13 protein-coding genes and 3 pseudogenes are annotated in these 19,415 nt (G+C 43.3%); 5 read left to right on the top strand and 11 right to left on the bottom strand.

Features of this window, described 5'->3' with window-relative positions; translation table 11 throughout:
* Nucleotides 1-8 precede the first annotated feature (8 nt).
* The 6 genes and pseudogenes from pglX to SU60_RS21135 form a co-directional block, all read right to left on the bottom strand.
* The gene (gene pglX / locus SU60_RS02240) at nucleotides 9-3,776 is read right to left on the bottom strand and encodes a BREX-1 system adenine-specific DNA-methyltransferase PglX (protein WP_041154135.1); all 3,768 of its coding nucleotides are present in this window, start codon (nucleotides 3,774-3,776) and stop codon (nucleotides 9-11) included.
* A 4-nt stretch (nucleotides 3,777-3,780) separates the two neighbouring features.
* On the bottom strand, nucleotides 3,781-7,464 hold the full coding sequence (gene brxC / locus SU60_RS02235; protein WP_041154134.1) for a BREX system P-loop protein BrxC: 3,684 nt from the start codon (nucleotides 7,462-7,464) through the stop codon (nucleotides 3,781-3,783).
* A gap of 12 nt (nucleotides 7,465-7,476) precedes the next feature.
* On the bottom strand, nucleotides 7,477-8,025 hold the full coding sequence (locus SU60_RS02230; RefSeq protein ID WP_041154133.1) for a hypothetical protein: 549 nt from the start codon (nucleotides 8,023-8,025) through the stop codon (nucleotides 7,477-7,479).
* On the bottom strand, nucleotides 8,009-8,809 hold the full coding sequence (locus SU60_RS02225; protein ID WP_041154132.1) for a BrxA family protein: 801 nt from the start codon (nucleotides 8,807-8,809) through the stop codon (nucleotides 8,009-8,011). Before SU60_RS02225 ends, SU60_RS02230 begins: the two co-directional genes overlap by 17 nt.
* Before the next feature lie 17 nt (nucleotides 8,810-8,826).
* Nucleotides 8,827-9,746, bottom strand: a pseudogene (locus SU60_RS02220) (WYL domain-containing protein).
* Nucleotides 9,747-10,077: 331 nt separating this feature from the next.
* Nucleotides 10,078-10,322: pseudogene (locus tag SU60_RS21135) on the bottom strand (hypothetical protein).
* Here SU60_RS21135 and SU60_RS22550 point away from each other — a divergent pair.
* Nucleotides 10,269-10,400: a hypothetical protein gene (locus tag SU60_RS22550; protein ID WP_280806687.1), complete on the top strand. Its 132-nt coding sequence runs from the start codon at nucleotides 10,269-10,271 to the stop codon at nucleotides 10,398-10,400. The pseudogene SU60_RS21135 and the gene SU60_RS22550 sit on opposite strands and share 54 nt — an antisense overlap.
* Here the strand turns inward: SU60_RS22550 and SU60_RS02215 are convergent.
* Both SU60_RS02215 and SU60_RS02210 read right to left on the bottom strand, forming a co-directional pair.
* Complete coding sequence (locus SU60_RS02215) at nucleotides 10,397-11,788, bottom strand: RNA-guided endonuclease InsQ/TnpB family protein (protein ID WP_245228338.1); 1,392 nt, start codon at nucleotides 11,786-11,788, stop codon at nucleotides 10,397-10,399. The two genes, SU60_RS22550 and SU60_RS02215, sit on opposite strands and share 4 nt — an antisense overlap.
* Nucleotides 11,789-12,022: 234 nt before the next feature.
* Nucleotides 12,023-12,928 carry a 3'-5' exonuclease gene (locus SU60_RS02210; protein ID WP_041154130.1) on the bottom strand — a complete coding sequence of 302 codons (906 nt, stop codon included), beginning with the start codon at nucleotides 12,926-12,928 and terminating at the stop codon, nucleotides 12,023-12,025.
* 638 nt (nucleotides 12,929-13,566) lie between these two features.
* On the opposite strand from SU60_RS02210, the gene umuD reads away from it, so the two are divergent.
* A complete protein-coding gene (umuD, locus tag SU60_RS02205; protein ID WP_041154129.1) occupies nucleotides 13,567-14,016 on the top strand; it encodes a translesion error-prone DNA polymerase V autoproteolytic subunit in 450 nt (149 codons plus the stop codon).
* Complete coding sequence (gene umuC, locus SU60_RS02200) at nucleotides 13,985-15,292, top strand: translesion error-prone DNA polymerase V subunit UmuC (protein WP_280806686.1); 1,308 nt, start codon at nucleotides 13,985-13,987, stop codon at nucleotides 15,290-15,292. Before umuD ends, umuC begins: the two co-directional genes overlap by 32 nt.
* 10 nt (nucleotides 15,293-15,302) lie before the next feature.
* On the opposite strand, the gene mobI is transcribed toward umuC, so the two are convergent.
* A complete protein-coding gene (gene mobI / locus SU60_RS02195) occupies nucleotides 15,303-15,746 on the bottom strand; it encodes a conjugative transfer protein MobI(A/C) (RefSeq protein WP_000348525.1) in 444 nt (147 codons plus the stop codon).
* A gap of 464 nt (nucleotides 15,747-16,210) precedes the next feature.
* Between mobI and SU60_RS02190 the strand changes: the two genes are divergently transcribed.
* Both SU60_RS02190 and SU60_RS02185 read left to right on the top strand, forming a co-directional pair.
* A complete protein-coding gene (locus SU60_RS02190; protein ID WP_001963822.1) occupies nucleotides 16,211-17,185 on the top strand; it encodes a ParM/StbA family protein in 975 nt (324 codons plus the stop codon).
* A gap of 2 nt (nucleotides 17,186-17,187) precedes the next feature.
* Nucleotides 17,188-17,460 (top strand): hypothetical protein, encoded by a 273-nt coding sequence (locus tag SU60_RS02185; protein ID WP_041154127.1) that lies wholly within the window; start codon nucleotides 17,188-17,190, stop codon nucleotides 17,458-17,460.
* 115 nt (nucleotides 17,461-17,575) lie between these two features.
* Here the strand turns inward: SU60_RS02185 and SU60_RS02180 are convergent, their stop codons facing one another.
* Both SU60_RS02180 and SU60_RS02175 read right to left on the bottom strand, forming a co-directional pair.
* Nucleotides 17,576-17,767: a helix-turn-helix transcriptional regulator gene (locus SU60_RS02180; RefSeq protein ID WP_025586925.1), complete on the bottom strand. Its 192-nt coding sequence runs from the start codon at nucleotides 17,765-17,767 to the stop codon at nucleotides 17,576-17,578.
* Nucleotides 17,768-17,851: 84 nt separating this feature from the next.
* Nucleotides 17,852-19,083: pseudogene (locus SU60_RS02175) on the bottom strand (tyrosine-type recombinase/integrase).
* Between the last annotated feature and the right edge of the window lie 332 nt (nucleotides 19,084-19,415).

The following is a 19,415-nucleotide window of genomic DNA, read 5'->3' as shown; positions in this document are numbered from 1 at the left end:
GGGCATCCTTACCAATCGGCGTTCAAGTATTTTTTCAGCTGCCCCGCATTCAACACGTCATAAGCCAGCATTTTCTTTTTCTGTAAAGGCGCAATGTTCTTGCCTACACCATCATCGAGAATCGGGTTATAGCCTTCCGCTAACAGCTCGTCGATTTTCTTTTTAAAGGCGTCGATTTCCTTCAATTGCTTAAAGATGCGTTCTTTCTCGTTTTGCGCTTCTGCGCTTTCATTACCGGCAATATCGCTCTGGCAGTTTTGCAAAGCGCGTTCACGGTTTTCGATATATACAGAGCGCAAGCGCAGTAAGTTATCGCGGCTCCACTTATAAATGATGATATAGCAGTCAAAGCCTTGCTCTGGACCGCTGGTTAGATGCCAGATGAATGGGGTTTTTGGAAGGTTGGGGAACATATTCAGATGGTTGGATAAGTCAGCAAAAAAATTTGCATTCAAGTATTCATTGATAGGTCGGCCAAGTACTGAATCAAAGCTTGAGTATTGAGCCAAGCTAAAGTCCTTTTCTAGAAACTTCTCTTCAATCCGGTCTAGTAGTATCTTTTCACCGGCATTGGGCACTATGGGGATAATCCCATCTTCATCTTCCATCAGTATTTCGCGGACTATGTTAGATAGTAATTCCATAGCCATCGTTTTCATATGTTGTTTAGGAGAAATGCTTCCCTTCTTAAACCAGTACCAAACGTTAATTGGGTTTACTTGGTGATTAGTGCAGAAAGCTTCGTATTCATTATTGCTTTGATAGATTGAAGATAATGCTTTCTCGATATTATCCTGCTCTTCTTCACTGAATTGAGTCGTTGGGAGGCTTTCTATGAATTCACGAATATTTTCAATGGGAAATGTCTTTGAAACATTGTCTTCTGCTAAGAAGGCTCTTCTAGCCTCTTGTAATACTGGGAGGCCGCCGATACTTTCTCCTTGCTTGGCAATTACCATTGCTTTGTCGTGATCGGTCAATGCATACGCTTCATATATCCTCTCATTGATTATCGCTTCATTAATTAAGCATTGCGTAGATTTGTAGTTACTGTCATTAATTAGCTCTTTAAAGGACTGTTTGATGTCTGTACCAATACTTTTAATTAAATCACCAGAAAAATTGGGCTCATATATTCTTTGTGAGGCAAGGTTCTGCGTGATTGCAACGTTAGTTTTAGAAAGTCTTTCGATTTCTGTTTTTAATTTTGGGGCAGGATCAAGAAAAGGTATTCGCTCAATGTCGCCAGACTGAATACTTACAGTTGGATTGAGGCAGTCTGAGATGTAATAGACAATCTTTGAATTTAACAAACCTAAAAGATAGTAGTAATCATCTCTGTTCTTACCGAATATGGATTTTCCAGATCTTTCGAAAATACAATAAGGCGGTTGGTACCTTACGGATAAACCTTTAGATGTGGAGCCACTAAACGCCAATCCTTCCTTAAAATAATAATGGTCATACGAATATCTTATGGATGGGCATTTTTTCTTTAGTGATTTTAGCTCTTGCCCTTCTTTTTCCCATTTGAAAACTAGCCATAAATTTCCATACCACTTTTGATAATCACCACCTTTATTAATAGTTGCCCATTTATAAGTGTCTATATTTTCAGAGTTAAGTATTTCGTTTTTCGATACTTCCCACCAATAGCGATAAAAGCGCTCATTATTTCCACCAGACGATATTCCGTTACAAACGTCAAAGTGGTCAGAAACCGAAGGAAGTGTGAACTTTTCTCGAAAATCGTCAGAAATCCAGTATATAAACGGAAAGTTCTTAATCGTTTTTAGTTTAGATTGTTTCGTCGCATATAGCAGTTCATGCTCTTCACCTGCACAACACTTTTCAAAAGCCTCAAACAATGCCCCGAGACGCTTTGTTTCGTATAGATGATTCAGCTTTATAAAAGAGGCTTCTGTTTCTATATTTCGTCCTTTTTCCAGAACATAGAGGGCACTATCAACACGGGCAGATGGATTGAACATGCCCAAGTAACCCCATTCAACAAAAAGGCTAATGTTTGTGTTGTCTAATATAAACTTTCGTGCATCTGAAAATGATTTTATATACATGAATGTAGGGGGGTGAACCATGGCCACAAGGCCTCGCTCACTTACAAATTCAACTGAACGCTTTATGAAACTGGCATATAGATTTGTATTGAACTTATACGGAAACTGATAGTTTTCATCTAAGTAACTTTTTAGTTCAGGACCAAAATCTCTGTCGTCAGTGTATGGCGGATTAGCAGTCGCCACATCATATTCAGTGGTTAACAGCTCTAAGAATGTAATCGCATCTCGCGTTTTTCCGCTTAAGAAAGTATTGCGTTCTGTTCGAGCATACTGCTCCACCGCGGCAAATAAGTTTGCAAAAAAATTTTCTGCGAATTCTTGTTGCTCGGCATAGTCTGCAGCTGCGAAGAGATCTCCTTCAACAATTTTCTTTTTTAACTTTTGTGTTGAATCAAACGTTTCACCAAGCGCGCGTTCTTTAACTTGAGATAGCTGTTCTCTTAACTCTTTATCAATATGAATCAGTGAGCCAAACTTATAGGCTTGCATGAGATCAGCCCATACCTTCTCTATAAACTCTTGTTGCTGAGCCGACACCAAATTGCCCTGTTCGAAGATGTGCTTTACTTCTGCATACTCAGGCAGATAGAAATCGGAGGATACCACTTTGAAATGCAACTCGCCGACTGTACGACGCTTTTTCTTGGCTTTGATAAATAAGCCAAGCTGTGCTAACTGGATAGCACGATCGTCTAAGTCTATGCCATGCAGGTTATTTTCAATGATGAGTTTAGGGATGTCTTTTTCATCATAGTCTGCACCATAGTTTTCGATTTGGTCTAGATAAAGCTCGTAATAGAAGTCAAAGGCATACAATAAAAAGTTGCCCGAACCGCAAGCTGGATCAATAGTGCGCACTTCATGTAAAGACTTCGGTGATCGTATTTGCGTTGTTGGTACATTGGCAATCTTATAGCGCTGTTTTATCTCAGAGTGCGGGTACATCTCGAGATACATTTTACCCAGAGAGTTTTCGACCAAGAATTGTACCACCCAACGCGGGGTATACACCTGTGATTGCAGTGATACCTTGTTATATTCGGTTTTATCACCGCTGTCTTTGTGGGCCTTTTTCTTGGCGTTATTGTAGCTTTCGTACATCCAACCGAGAACATCATCACTTTGCCAGATGGTCTCTTCTGATGATTCGTTAGCTTGCGCGTCAGTATCAACCACATTAAAGGCGTCAATAATATCGTTTAAGCTTATGGCATCAGGTAAAAGCGCATAAGGGTAAGTTTTGCTATACAACGGCAACGTTTGACCAAGTTCATCAAACGCTGATTTCAAATATTCGCGAATACCTTCCAGCTCTTCATCACGCATGTGCGGATTCATTTCTAACCAGGCTTTATGGCCAAATGAACGATCACCATGCTCTTTTTGCTTTGTTAAGATGGGCGGAAATAAGCTGGCTGCCTCCATCACCTTTATGGCGGCAAGGCGGTTGAATAACGTAAACGTTAATTCATCCAGTAGCTTTTCTCGGGCACTTTCATAGCCACCGGTTTCACCGATATGGTTCTCCAGCATCACGGCGAAGCGCTCGCGCTTGGTTTTAACTTCCTCTGGTAGCTTTTCTACCTGGGTGGCGTCCATTTGCTTGGTCTTACTAAAACCCAGTCTAGCAAATTGCTTATCGAAGGCGGCTTCAATCAGCTCTCTTAAATGGTCTACATGGTCAGCTAATTTCATGGGCTTACAGTCCTTCGCTATTAATATCTATAGTTAGTTCGATTTCTTCATCGGGCTTGGCCGCAGCAAGCGCCGTTAGCTGAGTAGTCAGCAGGGTTTTATACTCTTGAACTGTCATCACCTTACTAGAAACTTTAAACGCAACTTTGCGGGGTTGTTTCGGTGCTGGTGTTGGAACTGGAGTCTGGTCCGGTGCAGGCTCGCCACCATAGGGACCACGATTAGGTGTAGGCTGCGGTACAGGCTCGGGCTGCGGCTCTTCTGTTATAAAACTACTTTGCACGATAAGCAGCTCGCTATCTTTTAGCGGTGCTTGAGCTGTGTAATTCAAAATATCGGAGAGAGAAAAACCACTATTTGAGCAACTAATGCTGAACGCAAGTACTGGTTCACCAACTACTCGTTTTTCTGCGTAGGCTTTTAAGGCATCAAGCTTTTGCTGATTTAATCGGTTCGGCGCCGCGGGGTAGTTCTTAAGTTCACGAAAAGCAGCCTCAATTTTACCGCTCAGGACCTTGTACTCGTGACTCATACCTATAGATGCTGTCTTAACTAACTTGTAATAAGCATCTTTTACAACTTGTACTTGTTGCTGGAGATTAGCAAAGTTTTTCACCATATCCAGTTTGAATAAGCGCTCGAATTCTTCATAGGCTTCATCAATGTTATTGTCACTGCGATCAGCTTTTATCAGCTCGCTTCGAACATCGTCAATAAAGCGCTTAAATTCTTTAACTTTAGGAAAGTTCTTTTTAATGAATTTCTGAGCTTTTAATATGGCTTGAACCGAATTGCTGAACGTATCGCTGTTATTAAGTAGATACTCAACCTTTTCGATATAGTTACTCTCGGTAACTTTACCCGCAAAACCTTGCAAGTCTTGTTTTAAACCCGCCACTTTGGGAAATAGTTCTTCAAAATTTTGAACAGTATCACTCAGGTTGGTAATGGCACTGATAAAATGTTCAGCCATCAAACGAATACTGTCAGCCAAGTCAAAATCGTTTGTATTCCAATCTACCTTTTTGCCGATATGATCCTGTGTTTCGAGTTCCATCAGTAGTTGTACTGCCTGGTTCTTCTGCACAGCGGTTAGCGTTGCAGTAATCGATTTGAACGACGCAGATTTAAACTTGGTGGTATTCGTAAAGGCATCGTGGACCGCTTTTTGCTCATGAGAAAAATAGGTGTCGCCGTTAAACTTAACCGATAGTCGACCGGCACGGAATAGTACTGCAAGAGTCGTTACTAATGTTCCGTAGCTATAGCCCCATGGAGCACCTGACAAGTCAGCTTCTAGAGATTTACCATCCATATAGCGCGACTTTATCTTAGCGTTGATTTCTTCAACAATTTTAAGGTGTTCGCCAGTAAAGTTGCCGTGACCGTCGAAGAATGCAAAATCATTAGAGGTAAATAACTTATTCAGGCTTTCTTTATGTGTGCTGAAAATCTTCGAGACCAGGCTATCAGAAAGTTGACTTGATAAACGCTTGGTGTAAATGTTTTTCACCATTTTTCGCTGGTTGTCGGCAATGGTTCCCTTAAATGTATCAACGTTCAACAGATGCTCGTCGAACATGTAGATCAGGGATGCATTGTGATATGCGTCTTGAATTAGCCCTCTTAAAGTTCGTTGCTTCTCTTCTCGTATAACTTCAAATTCACGAATAATTTGACGCTTATCGGCATCTTTTTCATTCGAGTATTTTTCCTCCATGTAGGCGTAGCGCATAACTTCGCCTATCAATTTATCAATCTGGGAGAACTCTGAAGTATCTGGCACCAAGGTAATAAGCTCTTTCTGATACTGAGTATCAAGCTTCAGTTGTTCAATAAAACCCTGACGATCATCACTGATATTGAACAAGCTATAGGCTGTGATCTTTAAGTGTTTGCTTCCTACAGGTGCTAACTCATCGTCTTGGTCCGACAGCACGCTAAATTTGAATGCATCACTGCCATCATTGTAGGATGCAACTGCGTTAAAGGTTTTGTAGTCCTTCAGATACTTAATTAACTCACGCTTCTTGCTGAAAAGTTCGACATCAAAATCTTTCATTTCTTCGAGCATTTTGCCTTCAAGATCTGATGTGATTTTGTAGTTGTTGTTTGATAGTAGTAGTACTTTAGCTTCAAGCAGTAGCTTAAGCGCATCTTCAATTGCTGGTTTTACTTCATAGTAAGACGTAATGTCCGTAATATAGCTTTTGGTTATATTTTCAACCGTTGGCGCTACTACTTCAGAGTCGGCTAATAGATGCATGGTTTTGAGCAGTTTCTCGCCGTCAATGCTGCTGCCATTTTCCTTTAATATTTTTCGGCTTGTATCGTATTTGTTGACCAATCCAACTGGCGGCGCGGTTTGGGCTTCATCACATATCGCGAACCCTGGCGTAAAGCTATACAACTCTTTGTCACGCATTTGCTTACGTAGCACATCAAATGTTGTGATAATCATGCCTCGAGCTGCAATTTGGGTAGCAACTAAAGCGTTTGAGCTAAACAAGAACTTTTGCAAAATATCGAATTGATATTTGTGGAAAGGATAATACACCGCAAAATCTTCAGCTGTTTCCGTTTTCGTAGGGAACGATGATTTCAGGTTGGTGGCGTCGCTGATTAGGCCTTCATTCTTTTGGTAATAAGCAACTAAATCTTGTTTTGCCTGTTCTGTTTTTTGAAGTAATCGGCTACGAATGATTACGTCCACTTCTGTAGACTCAAGGTGAATCTTGGTTTTAAAACGATCGGTAACCTTGGTCAAACTACTGCGACTGACGTTAGCATTATTAATTACGTCGTCGAGCTTTTCTTGAGCAATCGCTATAGTCCAAACTTTATTACTAATACTCGATAGCGATTCACTAATCCCTTCTAAATCTAAAAGTGTAAATTTCTTTTGGCTAATAGCCTCACTCGCCTCGTCGAAAACAAAGACTAGTGTTTCTTCTGAATTAAACTTAAGGTATTTTTCCAGTTCCGTCTTAAATTTACTGGAAGAAAAATCCTCTATCGAAGCACTGTAGACGCTTTTGGTATCTTCATAATCTGACTCGCTGTAGCCCATTTCTGAAAAGACCTTTCGCATAACTCTAGCGACATGCCGATTACTTTTCTTTAGCTCATCCCAATCCTTCGACTCTAGTTTTTGGACAATAGATTTAAACTCGTCGTATTTACCATCTAGGAGCAGATCAAACTCCATATAACCGTAAATATCATCACGAAAACCAAGGTTTTTAAGTAGATTTGCAAACAAGGTGAACGCCAATCCACGTTCAGTATTTTGCTTTGCAACATCTAGGAACACTACACGGCTGTTAATTGCGTCAAGATTGCGTAGGGCGTTTTCAATAAGACCTGCATCACTTACACCTTTTAAACGCGGTATAAAACGCTCACGTGCAGGGGTGCCATTTATAATCTGGTTATCTATTATATAACCCAGCATCTTCCCGAAATATGACTTACCAGAACCATAAAAACCTGATAGCCAGACACCAGTCTCTTTAATATTTGAGGTGAATTGGTTTGTAAATTCATAGAGGTGTCGACCAATACCTTCGGTAACGATGTATGACTCGATTTCGTGTTGAATTTCTGTCTCTGAACGGTCTTCAAGGTCAATAACGTTTTTAATATCTTCTTTAAGATCTAACGTTAGTATGTCATTTATGATTGTCATTTAAATTAGTCCCTATTTCACTAACGTACAGCGATACTTTGATGCTGGTCTAAAATTCAAGAATAAAATGTTGTCTTCTAATATTTTCGATGGATAGAAAATGACAAGTGGATGCTTTAGCTGCATAACATATTTGTGCTCCATTATGTTTACATTCTCTATACCCGTGCCATACAAGCAACCACTTCGAATAAGAAACGGAATCTTATCCTTTTCACAAGCCTGTTTAATGGCTGAAATAATCATGTCAAAAAGGTCTTGTTCTGGATCGTCAGATTTAAAAACAACATGCGGAGTGTTAATGAAATCTCTGTAGTACTCGGAGAAAGCATCCCATCCATCGGAATCTATAAATCTGACAAGTAATTGGCTGATATCTATGAATTCCGCTTTCTCTTCATAAATACCTCTAGCTTTGTCAATGTATAAATTTTCCTCACCTGGACAATAGGAAAACAATATACTGTTACCACCATTGGCTTGCCGACGAAGCTGATCTTGGTTTTCAATATTAAAGTCTAGGTCAGCAAACTTTTGTTTGTGATCAGCTATAAAGGGCATCGCATATATCCTTATAGGTATGAGTTAATTCGACATTGAGCGCTACACCATTGAAACTCATGTCAAAGAAGCCTTTCATTGAAAGCTTTTTGAATCGGTCTTGAATATCTTCTTTGGCTATAAAACTTGCAGGGAGCAATTCATGCTCAAAAATATTTTTCATCTCAGGTGAGAATAAATTAGAGAAATATACGAAAAGCACTAATGCTTCTGGCGTTGGGCGAATGTGGTTAAAGGACTTCACCCGACCAGCTGTCACAAAGTCAAATTTGGTCATTAAACTGAGGTACTTTGTAGCAACCCTATATAAAGTATCTTCTGACCATTGCGGAAAATCAGGGCCCGCTGAAGACATTTTATCTTTTAGAAAGGCAATGATGTCGTCCTGCGAAATCTGTGCTCTTCCTGTGAAATACACTTTACTGAACACTTGTGTTGTGACTTCTCTGAACAACCGATTATTTAGACATAGGTGCCATAAAAAGCAAAACTTCTTATCTATTAAAGGCGCATCTGAAAGATAAATTTGTTTAATTAAAAGCTCATGGTCTTGATTTATAAACTTTAGAATCGCCTTATTAATTGCCCAGCTTACTTTATTGCGAGTTTTTGAAGTTCTAATGTCAAACTCATTTTCATCAGTTATCTTCGAGTCAGTCAAGTTAGGCTCACAAAAATAGGCGCTAATTATATTGAAAACAAGCGTATAGTCTTTCAGGCCCGCAATATCTTTAATTGCAGTGTTATAATCTTGCACACTCATTTTCTCTATTAAATCTTTCATTTGTAATATCTTATTTATTATTCATAACCAGGTGCTATTTTTAAATTTCCCACACCATATAAGGCACCTAGATTTTTAAGCGCTAGTTGAAAATCTCTTGGCTCTAATTCGGACTTTTTAGAACAATCCACATGCCATTGACGAAGCAAATACCCAGCGGTTGCTGCTCTAATCTCAACCTTTAGAACGCCCCCCGTCATGCCATAATCCAGCTCAATCGCTTCGCTGTGCTCAATACGTGGGTGCGGCACTAACTCAAGTTCAACAAATCTGTTCCATTGCCGGTCTTGTGCTTCAAGTTCAGCCTCAGATAACGTAGAGTCTTCAAGCACAACAGCTGCTTTAATTCGGGTCAGGACAAAGTCACGAAATTCACTATGCTTGCGGTCAAAACCACGAACGTGCCAGCGCAAGCCATTGTCCACCAGTGTATGCGGCACAATTTCACGCGTTGTTTCACCACTCGATAACGACACATAGGTGATACTCAAGGCTTTGCCTTTGTGGATGGCCTCGGTAACTTTCGCCACTATCGATAAACTCGGTTTGTTAAGGTGATAAGGCGCTTCACAAGCCAACGGTGGTTTTACCTTTCCTGTAAAGCCATCACCGTACCCTTGGCTAATGGTCGCAAGCGTTCTCACAACGTCATAGTCGAACAAGGGTTCAAAAGCTTCACCGCGCTTATGCAACTTGAGCTTTTGGTCATACTCAATGTTGCCTGGCGCAAGCTCTCGGTACATTGTGAAGTCTTTCGTTGCTTGTGCAGCAGCTATGCTGAACCGATCTACTAAGTCTGCCCGTACCGCTTCTCCCTTAAACAATAAGGTGAAATCGATATGGGCAATGCGATCCCTGGTTGCTTGTGGCAACTGCGCTATCTGCGAAAGCCTATCTGCTTCGCCACTACCGTTTGTTTCAGACCATCATTTGTCATGCGTCTTGTTTATCCAATTCAACCAGATTCTTAAAACTCTGTTTATAAAGCTCTGTTTATCAAGTAAGGTCCGACATCGCGTAATCACATTGAAGAGCGACGCTCAACGCAGCTCTTTATCCGCAATGACTAATCAATCTCTACTGGTTGAAGCTGGACAGATGGCCATAAAACACTGAATAGGCTTCAACCTAATTAATTTTATTAGGTATCATCCTATCACAAATTATTTTGTAGGGAAGACTAAGCGGCAACTTTTTGATCTGGATTGCAATTGCCGCTCAGGTATGGGAGTGAAGACACTGTTTCATGCCATTGCTGATAGCCGCTATCAATGCGCTACCCGAACCAATGGCACCACGATGTTACCGCGATGCGATACCCCTTTGTCGGACCCTGTAGACATCAGGCTCGTTGCTCACTCTCCCGAATGCACCTGGCAACTTCTGCCTGAGCTGGTAGCAATGGCAGCACCCCTTCAGCAATTGCGTCCGGTGAAGACTCTTGGCCACAGGACATCAAGTGCTTCCATGGATCTTTAAGAAAGCGCTCAAACGTGATGCCAAATTCAATGATGCGGGCAGAGACGAAGATTTCGCCCCAGTAGTGAACTACTCGCAGCTAAAGCAGCGAGCTTCCAAGATAACCGCCTAAGCCGCTAGCTTTTCTTTTTTGACGCTTCGTAGGACACCGCTAGTCGAGCTTTTGGCTCGGCTAGTCTTACGATTGCCTCCACGTCCACTATCTGACTGAGTTCTTAGAACTCCATCGTCAGACAACACCGTTCCAGTGTCTAATATTAGATTAATTGCCCGTTTCTTAATGACCAATGATGCGTTGTTGTCTGCATTGTCAGTATTGCCACAATTGCCGCACACAAAGAGTTCTTGTGATTTTCGGTTGTCGGGGTGAGTGTGATCGCACTGAGCGCACTCCTGACTGGTATACGGAGCAGGGATTTTGAATACGGCTTTACCCGCTTGGTAAGCCTTGTATTTGGTGTAGGTTTCTATGATGTGCCAACCAACGTTCAGAATAGACTTGTTTAGCCCTGCCTTTTGTTTGGCTTTATTTGACACATATCGGCCTTGCTCGTTTTGTTTTGCCTTTGGCTTGCGCGTCATGCGTGAGGTACTTAGCGCCTCGAACACAATAACCTTAGCTTGACTATCGACTAATGAACGACTTGTTTTATGCGCAAAGTCATTACGTATGTTCGCCTTTTTAGCGTGATGCGTAGCAATACGGTGCTTAGTTTTGTTCCTGCGGTTTGAGCCTTTAGTTTGACGCGCCAACTTGCGTTGTAGTCGCTTAATGTAGCGATCAACTTTGGTCATCTTCTTTTTCTGATTGTCACAGAAGTCGAACGTCATTGAGCCAGCATGAGCAGGGATGGCAACACCACGGTCTACACTGATAACGCTTTCTTCCAGATACTCTTTTGTTGAGCCTTGCAGAAACGCCAAGTGTTCAGCATTGCTCGATAGCTCAACTTCATTCTTTCCATTCTCATAACAGAAAGACACCGTGTATTGACCGCGCTCTTTACGCACATACAGCGAATTAGGGATCTCAAACTTACGATGCGCTTTAAACGATAAATAACCAATATTATTAGTCTTAGTGCCAATAAACAGGCGTAAATTACCATCTTCACAACGGTCGAAATGGAATACTTCACGGGTAAGATAAATGCTTCCCTTGTCGGTTTTTGGCTTGCGCTTTGGCCGTCCACATGCGCCTTTCATGAACTTTTGATAGGTTTGATACCAGTTAACAGCACTATTGCGGAGTATTTGGCTAGGACACTGGTATAGCCAAGGAGATAGTTCTTTCGATTTAAACTGCGATGTCTTTTGATCAAGCGGCGCGTAAGTACCAATCGGGTAATACTTCCTTGCAAAAGTGCGGTAATACCTTTCCTCATCCACTTTGGCATTCCAAATGCTACGCGCACAGCCCATCCACTGGCTTAATACCAGTTTTTGATTGGATGTAGGGTTAGCGCGGAGCTTGATACCAGTGAGCAAAGAGTACCCCATCAATGACCTGTATGGATATACAGTATTTTATCATACTTCTTGACGTTTGCAAGTTGCTGCCTTGCAGCTAGTTACCTCTTGCTTGACTCGCCCTTTAAAGGGCGAGATTGCGCAAGCATAATGTTCAATGTAGGTGTCTTGGTACATGGAAAGATTCCTCTTATTGGTTAAACCATGAGTTCACTTTCCATTTTCCAGAGGTTTTCAAATATGCAAGGCTTACCTTGTAGAGAGCTACAAAGCTTTAAATCTATTGCGGGCATCTTTGTAGTCATAGTGGGCATGTTCTGAGCCACGATGATACAAATCATCCAGGTAAGTTTGTTCCTGCGGCAACTCGTCTTCGCTGATTTCGCGCCACCAATGTTTGTTGGCACCTTTAACACCGTCATGCCAGCGGTAACCACGCTCTTTTAAATAGTCCTTTACGTCAAACGGCGCACCAAACGCACGAACTAACACAGTTCGCCTGTCTGCTTCAGACAACAAGTTTGCAACAGACTCGGGCAACAAATAGAACAACCAGGCCATCGCCAAACAATCGGTTGCAGCTCGGTGTCCTTCATAGAACCAACCTAATCGAAGCAGCAGGTACTCAAGTTTTCGACTTTCAAAACCCAGAGCCTTCCAATCTATGCCACTGGCTGAACAGGCCCAAGCTAGATGGCCTAATGCAGCAAACCGCTTTTCAAAGAAAGGACGATCAAACTGTGCATTGTGTGCAACCACCAACGGATCATCGGATAACCAACTCGCTACCAGTGAATCATCAATGTGCTGGCCTTGCACCATATCATCGGTGATACCGGTTAAGTCGGTAATCAGCTCGGGGATTGGCTTGCCGGGATCTTCATACAAGCTGATCACATCAACAATCGACACAATCCGCTTAGCTGATGGGCTGTAAAGCACCTTAACCATACCAAGCTCAATAATGGACTCGTCATCGGCAGACAGTCCGGTTGTCTCTGTATCGAGCAGCACCATTGGCTGTTCATCACCGACCACAGGAGAAAGTTCAAGTGGCCAGGACCGCGGCTCACGCGTTAATGGAATACGCTCCAGCAATCTAAAATCTTCTGGTCTTTCTGGGATATCCGCGAGGCGCTCTAGCGGAAATGGCGCAGGGGCTCTTGTCATTGATGGTTCCTCTTCACTTCTATTGTTCGCTTTGGGTTATTTCACTGTGCCACAGGTTTTTCTAAATGCACCTTGGATACCTCAGCGTTTTTTTAATCTTTCTACTGGGTGAACCCATGTATGAAGGCTTTGACTAAGCCTTTCAGAAAGTCTTAGCTAAACCGTTTAGGTAACCCTTACCGATACCCTTTACGTATGGCTTAGCCAACCCCTTTTCAAACGGTTGCAAAAGGCTTGAACCGAGTTCTACTGAGCATTTTAATGGTGCTCCTGACTTCGCTTTAAGCCTGTAAATTCAATACGAAGCAGAATTTTACTAACTGTTTTAAAACCCTTTGTAAAGGGTTCAACAAGCCTTGTCTGACGGTTACTCGACCCATGCGTTAACCAGTAGCAGTAACAGGATCAGTAACAGAAACAAGAGCAGTAGGCAGAAGCAGTATTGTCCAAGCCTTGCAGGCTTTGACGAGGGCGAGCAAACCCACATCAAGCTTTTCAACACAAAAAAGAATTCACCCACGACACAACGTCTTACTCGAACAACTACAGTTTTACCTACAATTTTACTTGTGGAAATCAGCATAGCATTAGATACTGTATAAACAAACAGTGTAAATTGTGATTTTTCGAGGTTCGTCATGAGTGTCTCGCTGATAGGCCGTAGCGGCGCGCTTGCCTTCATCAAAGCCAAGCGCCTTCGTATTCCATTGTTTATGGAACGTGTTTCTGCTGGTTTTCCCTCCCCAGCGCAGGATTATGTTGAGCAAACGCTCGACCTCAACGAGCTGTGCATCAAGCGACCGGCTGCAACCTTCTTTGTGCGTGTTGAAGGTGATTCAATGATTGATGCCGGGATTCACCCAGATGATATTTTGGTGGTTGATCGCTCTGTCCAAGCCGAACACGGTGACATTGTCATCGCGGGTATCCATGGTGAACTCACGGTAAAGGAGCTTCAACTAAGGCCGTGCGTCAAGCTGATCCCAAGAAACCAAGCGTATGAGCCCATCCATATTCCTGAAGGGACAGAGTTGGAGATATTTGGTGTGGTCACCAATGTGGTGCGAAACATGCGCCGCAGGTCGTGACTATCCCATGCCTGTATTTGCCTTGGTGGACTGCAACAATTTTTACGCCAGTTGTGAGAAGCTGTTTCGTCCTGATTTAAAAGATACGCCGGTTGTGGTGCTGTCTAATAATGACGGCTGCGTGGTTGCACGCTCGCGTGAAGCTAAGTTACTCGGTATTAAAATGGGCGTACCCGTCTTTCAGATCAAATCTGAAATGCAGCGCCATGGCATTTTGGCATTCTCGTCCAATTACGCGCTGTACGCAGATTTGAGCAGTCGAGTGATGCGCACTTTGGAAGAGATGGCACCACGAGTAGAGGTTTACTCCATTGACGAAGCTTTTTTGGACTTAACCGGTATTGAGTCTGCCATATCCCTTGTCGAGTTCGGACAACAAGTGCGAGAGCGGATAGGTCACTGGATTGGGATCACCGTCTGTGTAGGCATTGCACCGACTAAAACACTCGCCAAGCTGGCTAACCATGCCGCAAAAAAATATCCGGCCACTCAGGGGGTTGTAGACCTGACCAATCCAGATCGGCAACGTCGATTGCTCGCATTAGTCCCGGTTGATGATGTTTGGGGCGTTGGTAGACGGCTTTCTAAGCGTTTAAATGCGTTGGGTATCACCACAGCCTTAGACCTCGCCAATGCCTCTCCTAGAGCTATCAGAGACCAGTTTTCAGTGGTTTTAGAGAGAACCGTCAGAGAGCTCAATGGTGAGTCGTGCATTGAACTTGAAGAGATCCCGCCAACTAAGAAGCAAATCGTCTGTAGCCGTTCATTTGGCGTAAAAGTGACGCACTTTGAATTGTTACGTGAAGCCATATGCGAATACGCAACCCGCGCCACTGAGAAGCTTCGCAAAGAACAGCAGCAAGCCAAAGTGATGACCGTGTTCATACGAACCAGCCCCTTTAAGGACAACGAGCCGCAGTACAGCAATTCCGCATCGGGCGAGTTGTTGATCCCCAGTTGCGATACGCGTGATTTTATCGAGCTGGCCAATCACTTACTCAAGCGGATTTGGAAGGATGGTTTTCGTTATGCCAAAGCGGGCGTCATGCTGTCTGACTTTTACGATCCTGGCATGTTTCAACCAGGACTATTCGATGACGTATCGACCCGCTCTAATAGCCAACAGTTAATGTCTGTATTGGACACCATTAACCAAAGTGGTGCCGGAAAGGTTTTCTTTGCTGGACAAGGTACGAAGAAAGATTGGTCGATGAAGCGAGAGCATTTGTCTCCCGCCTACACAACACGCTGGGACCAGTTGCCGCGAGTGAAGTAGCGCAGTTAACTCAATAGGCATTCACTCTGCGACGCAGCATGTTGAGCTTATCAACTTGGCGTCGAATATCACTGAAGAATTCTTCTTTCTCCATGGCCAGCGCTAACTCCCATTCTTTGGCCAAACCTTGGCAGTCCAAAAATGCGTATCTCAGCTTCGTCTTTGAGATACGCAGCCCCTTGCTAAATACCACGCGTTTGCCTCGTTGACCGTGAAAACTGTTGATGTACCACTCGATGCCAAAGCCATACTTAAAGTCTCTGATACGGACACCAAGCAGCCCCCAATCTTTAAAGGGCGCATTTTCGCGAACCTTGTAATGGGTAACCCAAAAGTCATCAACTTCAGCTCGTGCCAGCGCTTTTAGCCTGTCTGTTTCTTGCTGAAGTAAATCTGATACCTCTGCTTTCCATTGTTCATTGACGATTTCTACCAAACCAATTTCCCCATCCAATTAACCCCAAAAGCCAAAACCACTATCCGTTTGGCTTTTGGATCGAAACGCCAAACGTAAAACTGCCGTAGCAATCACTGTTTGGCGTCTCGATATAAATCGACTCGCGCAATCCCATATCTGACAAGGGATACAGCCCGATTTCACTTAAAAACGCCTAAAAAGACGTATCGTCATGAAGATACAAACCGTTTGGCGAGTTCAGGCCAGAATGCAAACGACGTTTGGCGTCTCGATTTTTTTGGCTCATTCATCCGCCGCCAAACAGAGCCTATTCTCATACTTTTTCGAAAATGCAATAGGCAGATAGATGAAAGGATTTGTCACCTTTCTGCCCACCGCCAGTGCACCAAATCCTGATAATGACATTTGAGTGAACCGCCAGAGCACTTGGAAATGCCCAAGCATGGCCAGTGCGGTTGATTGAAAACCGTTAGAGCACTTTGAGTGCACAGGAGATAAGTATGTTTGTACTAGGTGTAGATATCGGTTACTCGAACCTGAAGCTGGCAATTGGCCAATCAGGCAGTGAACCGAAAACCATTATTCTGCCTGCGGGTGCCGGTCCTGCGGATCGTATGCCAGAGCGTATCGGTGGAGGCGATGATGAAACTTGTTTGTATGTGTCAGTCGATAATGAGCGTTGGGCCGCTGGTGTTCCTGCTGGACGCCTTCAAGGCTGGGAACGAGAGCTTCACCCGGAATATCCGACCACAAAAACCTATAAGGCGCTTTTTCATGCCGCCTTGTTAATGGCTGAAACTGAGTCCATCGATTTGGTTGTCACTGGATTACCGGTTTCCCAGTTTCATGAACCACAACGTAAGTCTGATCTTGTGCAGCGTTTAAAAGGTGTCCATCAAGTGACGCCTAAGCGCAGCATCACCGTTCATGACGTCAAAGTGCTGCCGCAGCCTGCCGGTGCCTATATGGATCTGGTTCAAACAGGTGGTGATTTGGGCTTAATTGAAGAAGGTCGTGTCGTCGTCATCGATCCCGGCTTCTTTTCTGTTGACTGGGTTGCCCTTGAAGCCGGAGAAATTCGCTACAGCTCATCAGGAACCAGTCTTCAGGCAATGTCCGTGCTACTGGAAACCATTGATAAGCTGATTTCAGAAGATCATGGCGCCAAAGTGGGTATGGATCGACTTGAGAAAGCCATGAGAACCGGCGACTTGCAGGTGCTGCTATTTGGAGAAAAGGTCGATATTTCACCTTATCTGAATGCTGCCATGAAAAAGGTAGCGCCTGTTGCTCTTACAGCCATGCGCCAATCCATGCGTGACGAAAGCATCAATGCGGACTTGGTATTGATCGCCGGAGGTGGAGCCATGGCTTATAAGGAAGCGGCCAAGGAGATTTTTTCACGAAGCAAGATCATCGTGCCGGAACAATCTGTTTTGGCGAACGTCCGAGGCTTCTGGTTTTATGGGGCATGATTATGAGAGTTGTGGTCAACATTCCCCCAGGGAGCCACCCTGAACTGCTCAAAGAATTGGAAAAGACGCCGCCACGGGAACGCGCTGAGCGCCTGCGGATGCTGGCCACCTTTGGCTTAATTCAAATGAGCCAAGCCAATCTATCCACGACATCTGTACCGGTGGATGGCCTTGCACCGGATGGTGACGTTACTTCTATGAGTACAGCGCCAGAACCCAAAGCAGAATCACGTAAACAATCATTAAAATCAAAACTAGGGCTGGGCCTTCAATAATCGTAAAACTTGGCCTGTATCCTCTACCTTATCAGCGAAAAAAATGACCCTAGAGCAAAGAGCCATAGGGTCAAAATTATCATCAAAAAATTTCATTTTACGCGATACCACGTGATTATTGACTATCTCGCAAAGACTGCCGTTTATCTATCCACTCATCAACTTCACTCTCTTTCCAGCCCACCGCTCTCATACCTAGCGGGATCGGTTTAGGAAATTCACCTCTTGAGATAAAAGCGTAGATCGTACTACGAGCGCAGCCAGTTTTCTCACTCAGCTCAGGCATTCTTATAATTCGTACCGTCATATAATCATCTCCTTATTTAGACTCATTAATAGTCTACAAAGCACAGTTTTGTCTGAAGACCATTTAGATGAACAATTTTCACACTTATCTGACTTGCATAACGTTTAAGACCGAGAACGAACCCACCGAATTCTCTGAAATATAAGAACTCCACTTCTGCATCATTTCTCGGCGACGTTCCAAGTAGTCTGTCCGGTTGTAGGCATTTCGAATTCTATCTCGACCGACGTGTGCTAAAGCGACTTCAATTAAATCTGGATCTTCCCCCCACTCATTCAACGTGGTACTTGCTAGTGAACGAAATCCGTGCGCAGTTGTTCGATTTTTAAAGCCAATTCGTCCCAGAGCTTTGTTGATTGATTCAGAATCGATATGACGGCTTAAACTGCGATTGGACGGAAAAATATATGGGCTGTTTGACGATAACGGCCTTATGTTTTCCAGTATCGATAAGGTCTCTGTTGTCAGCGGCACTCGATGCTCGCGCTTCATTTTCATCCGAGTACTTGGGATTATCCATGTGTTGGTATTGAAATCGATCTCATCCCAGCGAGCACCCGCAGCCTCTGATGGCCTTGTCATCGTGTGAAGTTGCCACTCGATAAGGCAGCGTGTTGTTATATATAAATTCGCGTGACCAAGCGCTCTCATTAAATCGGAAATTTCGTCAGGGCTAAGCGCCTTCATGTGCTCAACAATTGGCTTTTTAAAAACATCACGAATTCCACTCAATGGGTTATGTTCGATATAACCGCTGTTTACCGCAAAGTTCATCACCTCATTGAGCAATTGCGCCGTTCGCTTTACTGTTTCGAGCTTACCTTTGCTCTCTAGACTTCTTAAAGCTTCAATCACCATTGGAGCTTTAATCGACTTTAGGGGTATATTTCCCAGCTTGGGGAACGCATGAATCTCGAGTTTACGCCAGTTATCGTGCAGTGTTTTTTGCTTCAGTTGGCTAGATTTAAAATCTCGCATTCTAAGGCAACTTGGCACAAGGTTTGCAATTGTGTCAGTTTCACTTGCGCCTTTTTCTCAATTTTATCTATCTGAGGGTCAATTCCGTCAAGCAGAAGCCGACGCATTTCTTGAGCTTTTTCTCTCGCCTTAGCAAGAGTTATGTCTGGGTAAGGCCCAATCCCCATAAAGGTGTTCTTTCCTGAAACTGGGCGTGTGTACCTAAACTCCCAATATCGTGAGCCTGATGGTCTAATGCAAAGGTATAATCCCCCGCCGTCCGAAAATCGAACCTGCTTATTGTTATCCGCTTTAAGAGTTTGAACTTGCTTTGCAGTCAACTTATTTAAGTTCGCCACGAGCACCTCCTTAGTCGAAAATGTAGGTGGATTAAGTGGTCGAATCTCGTCAAAAAAATCCACCTACACTTTTCGGTTTTATAATTATGATTTTCAATGCTTTAAGTAACTTTTAAACATTGAAAAACAACCGTAAATGAATGCGACTTTTAGGGTAAAATAAGATGCAAAGTGTAGGTGGTTAGATAGATGAAAAAATCTGCGTACTATCTAACCTACACCCAAAATATATATGGTGTAGAGCAACACTAGACATCTTTGGACGTAACTTATTGATTTGTAATATCTAGAGGCGTAAAAAAAGACGCTCTAAGACGTCTTTTTTTAAGAAA

This window comes from Vibrio mytili, assembly GCF_000830505.1.
GTDB lineage: Bacteria > Pseudomonadota > Gammaproteobacteria > Enterobacterales > Vibrionaceae > Vibrio > Vibrio mytili.
The sequence above is the reverse complement of the archived record's forward strand: the minus strand, read 5'-3'. Positions and strand labels throughout refer to the sequence as shown.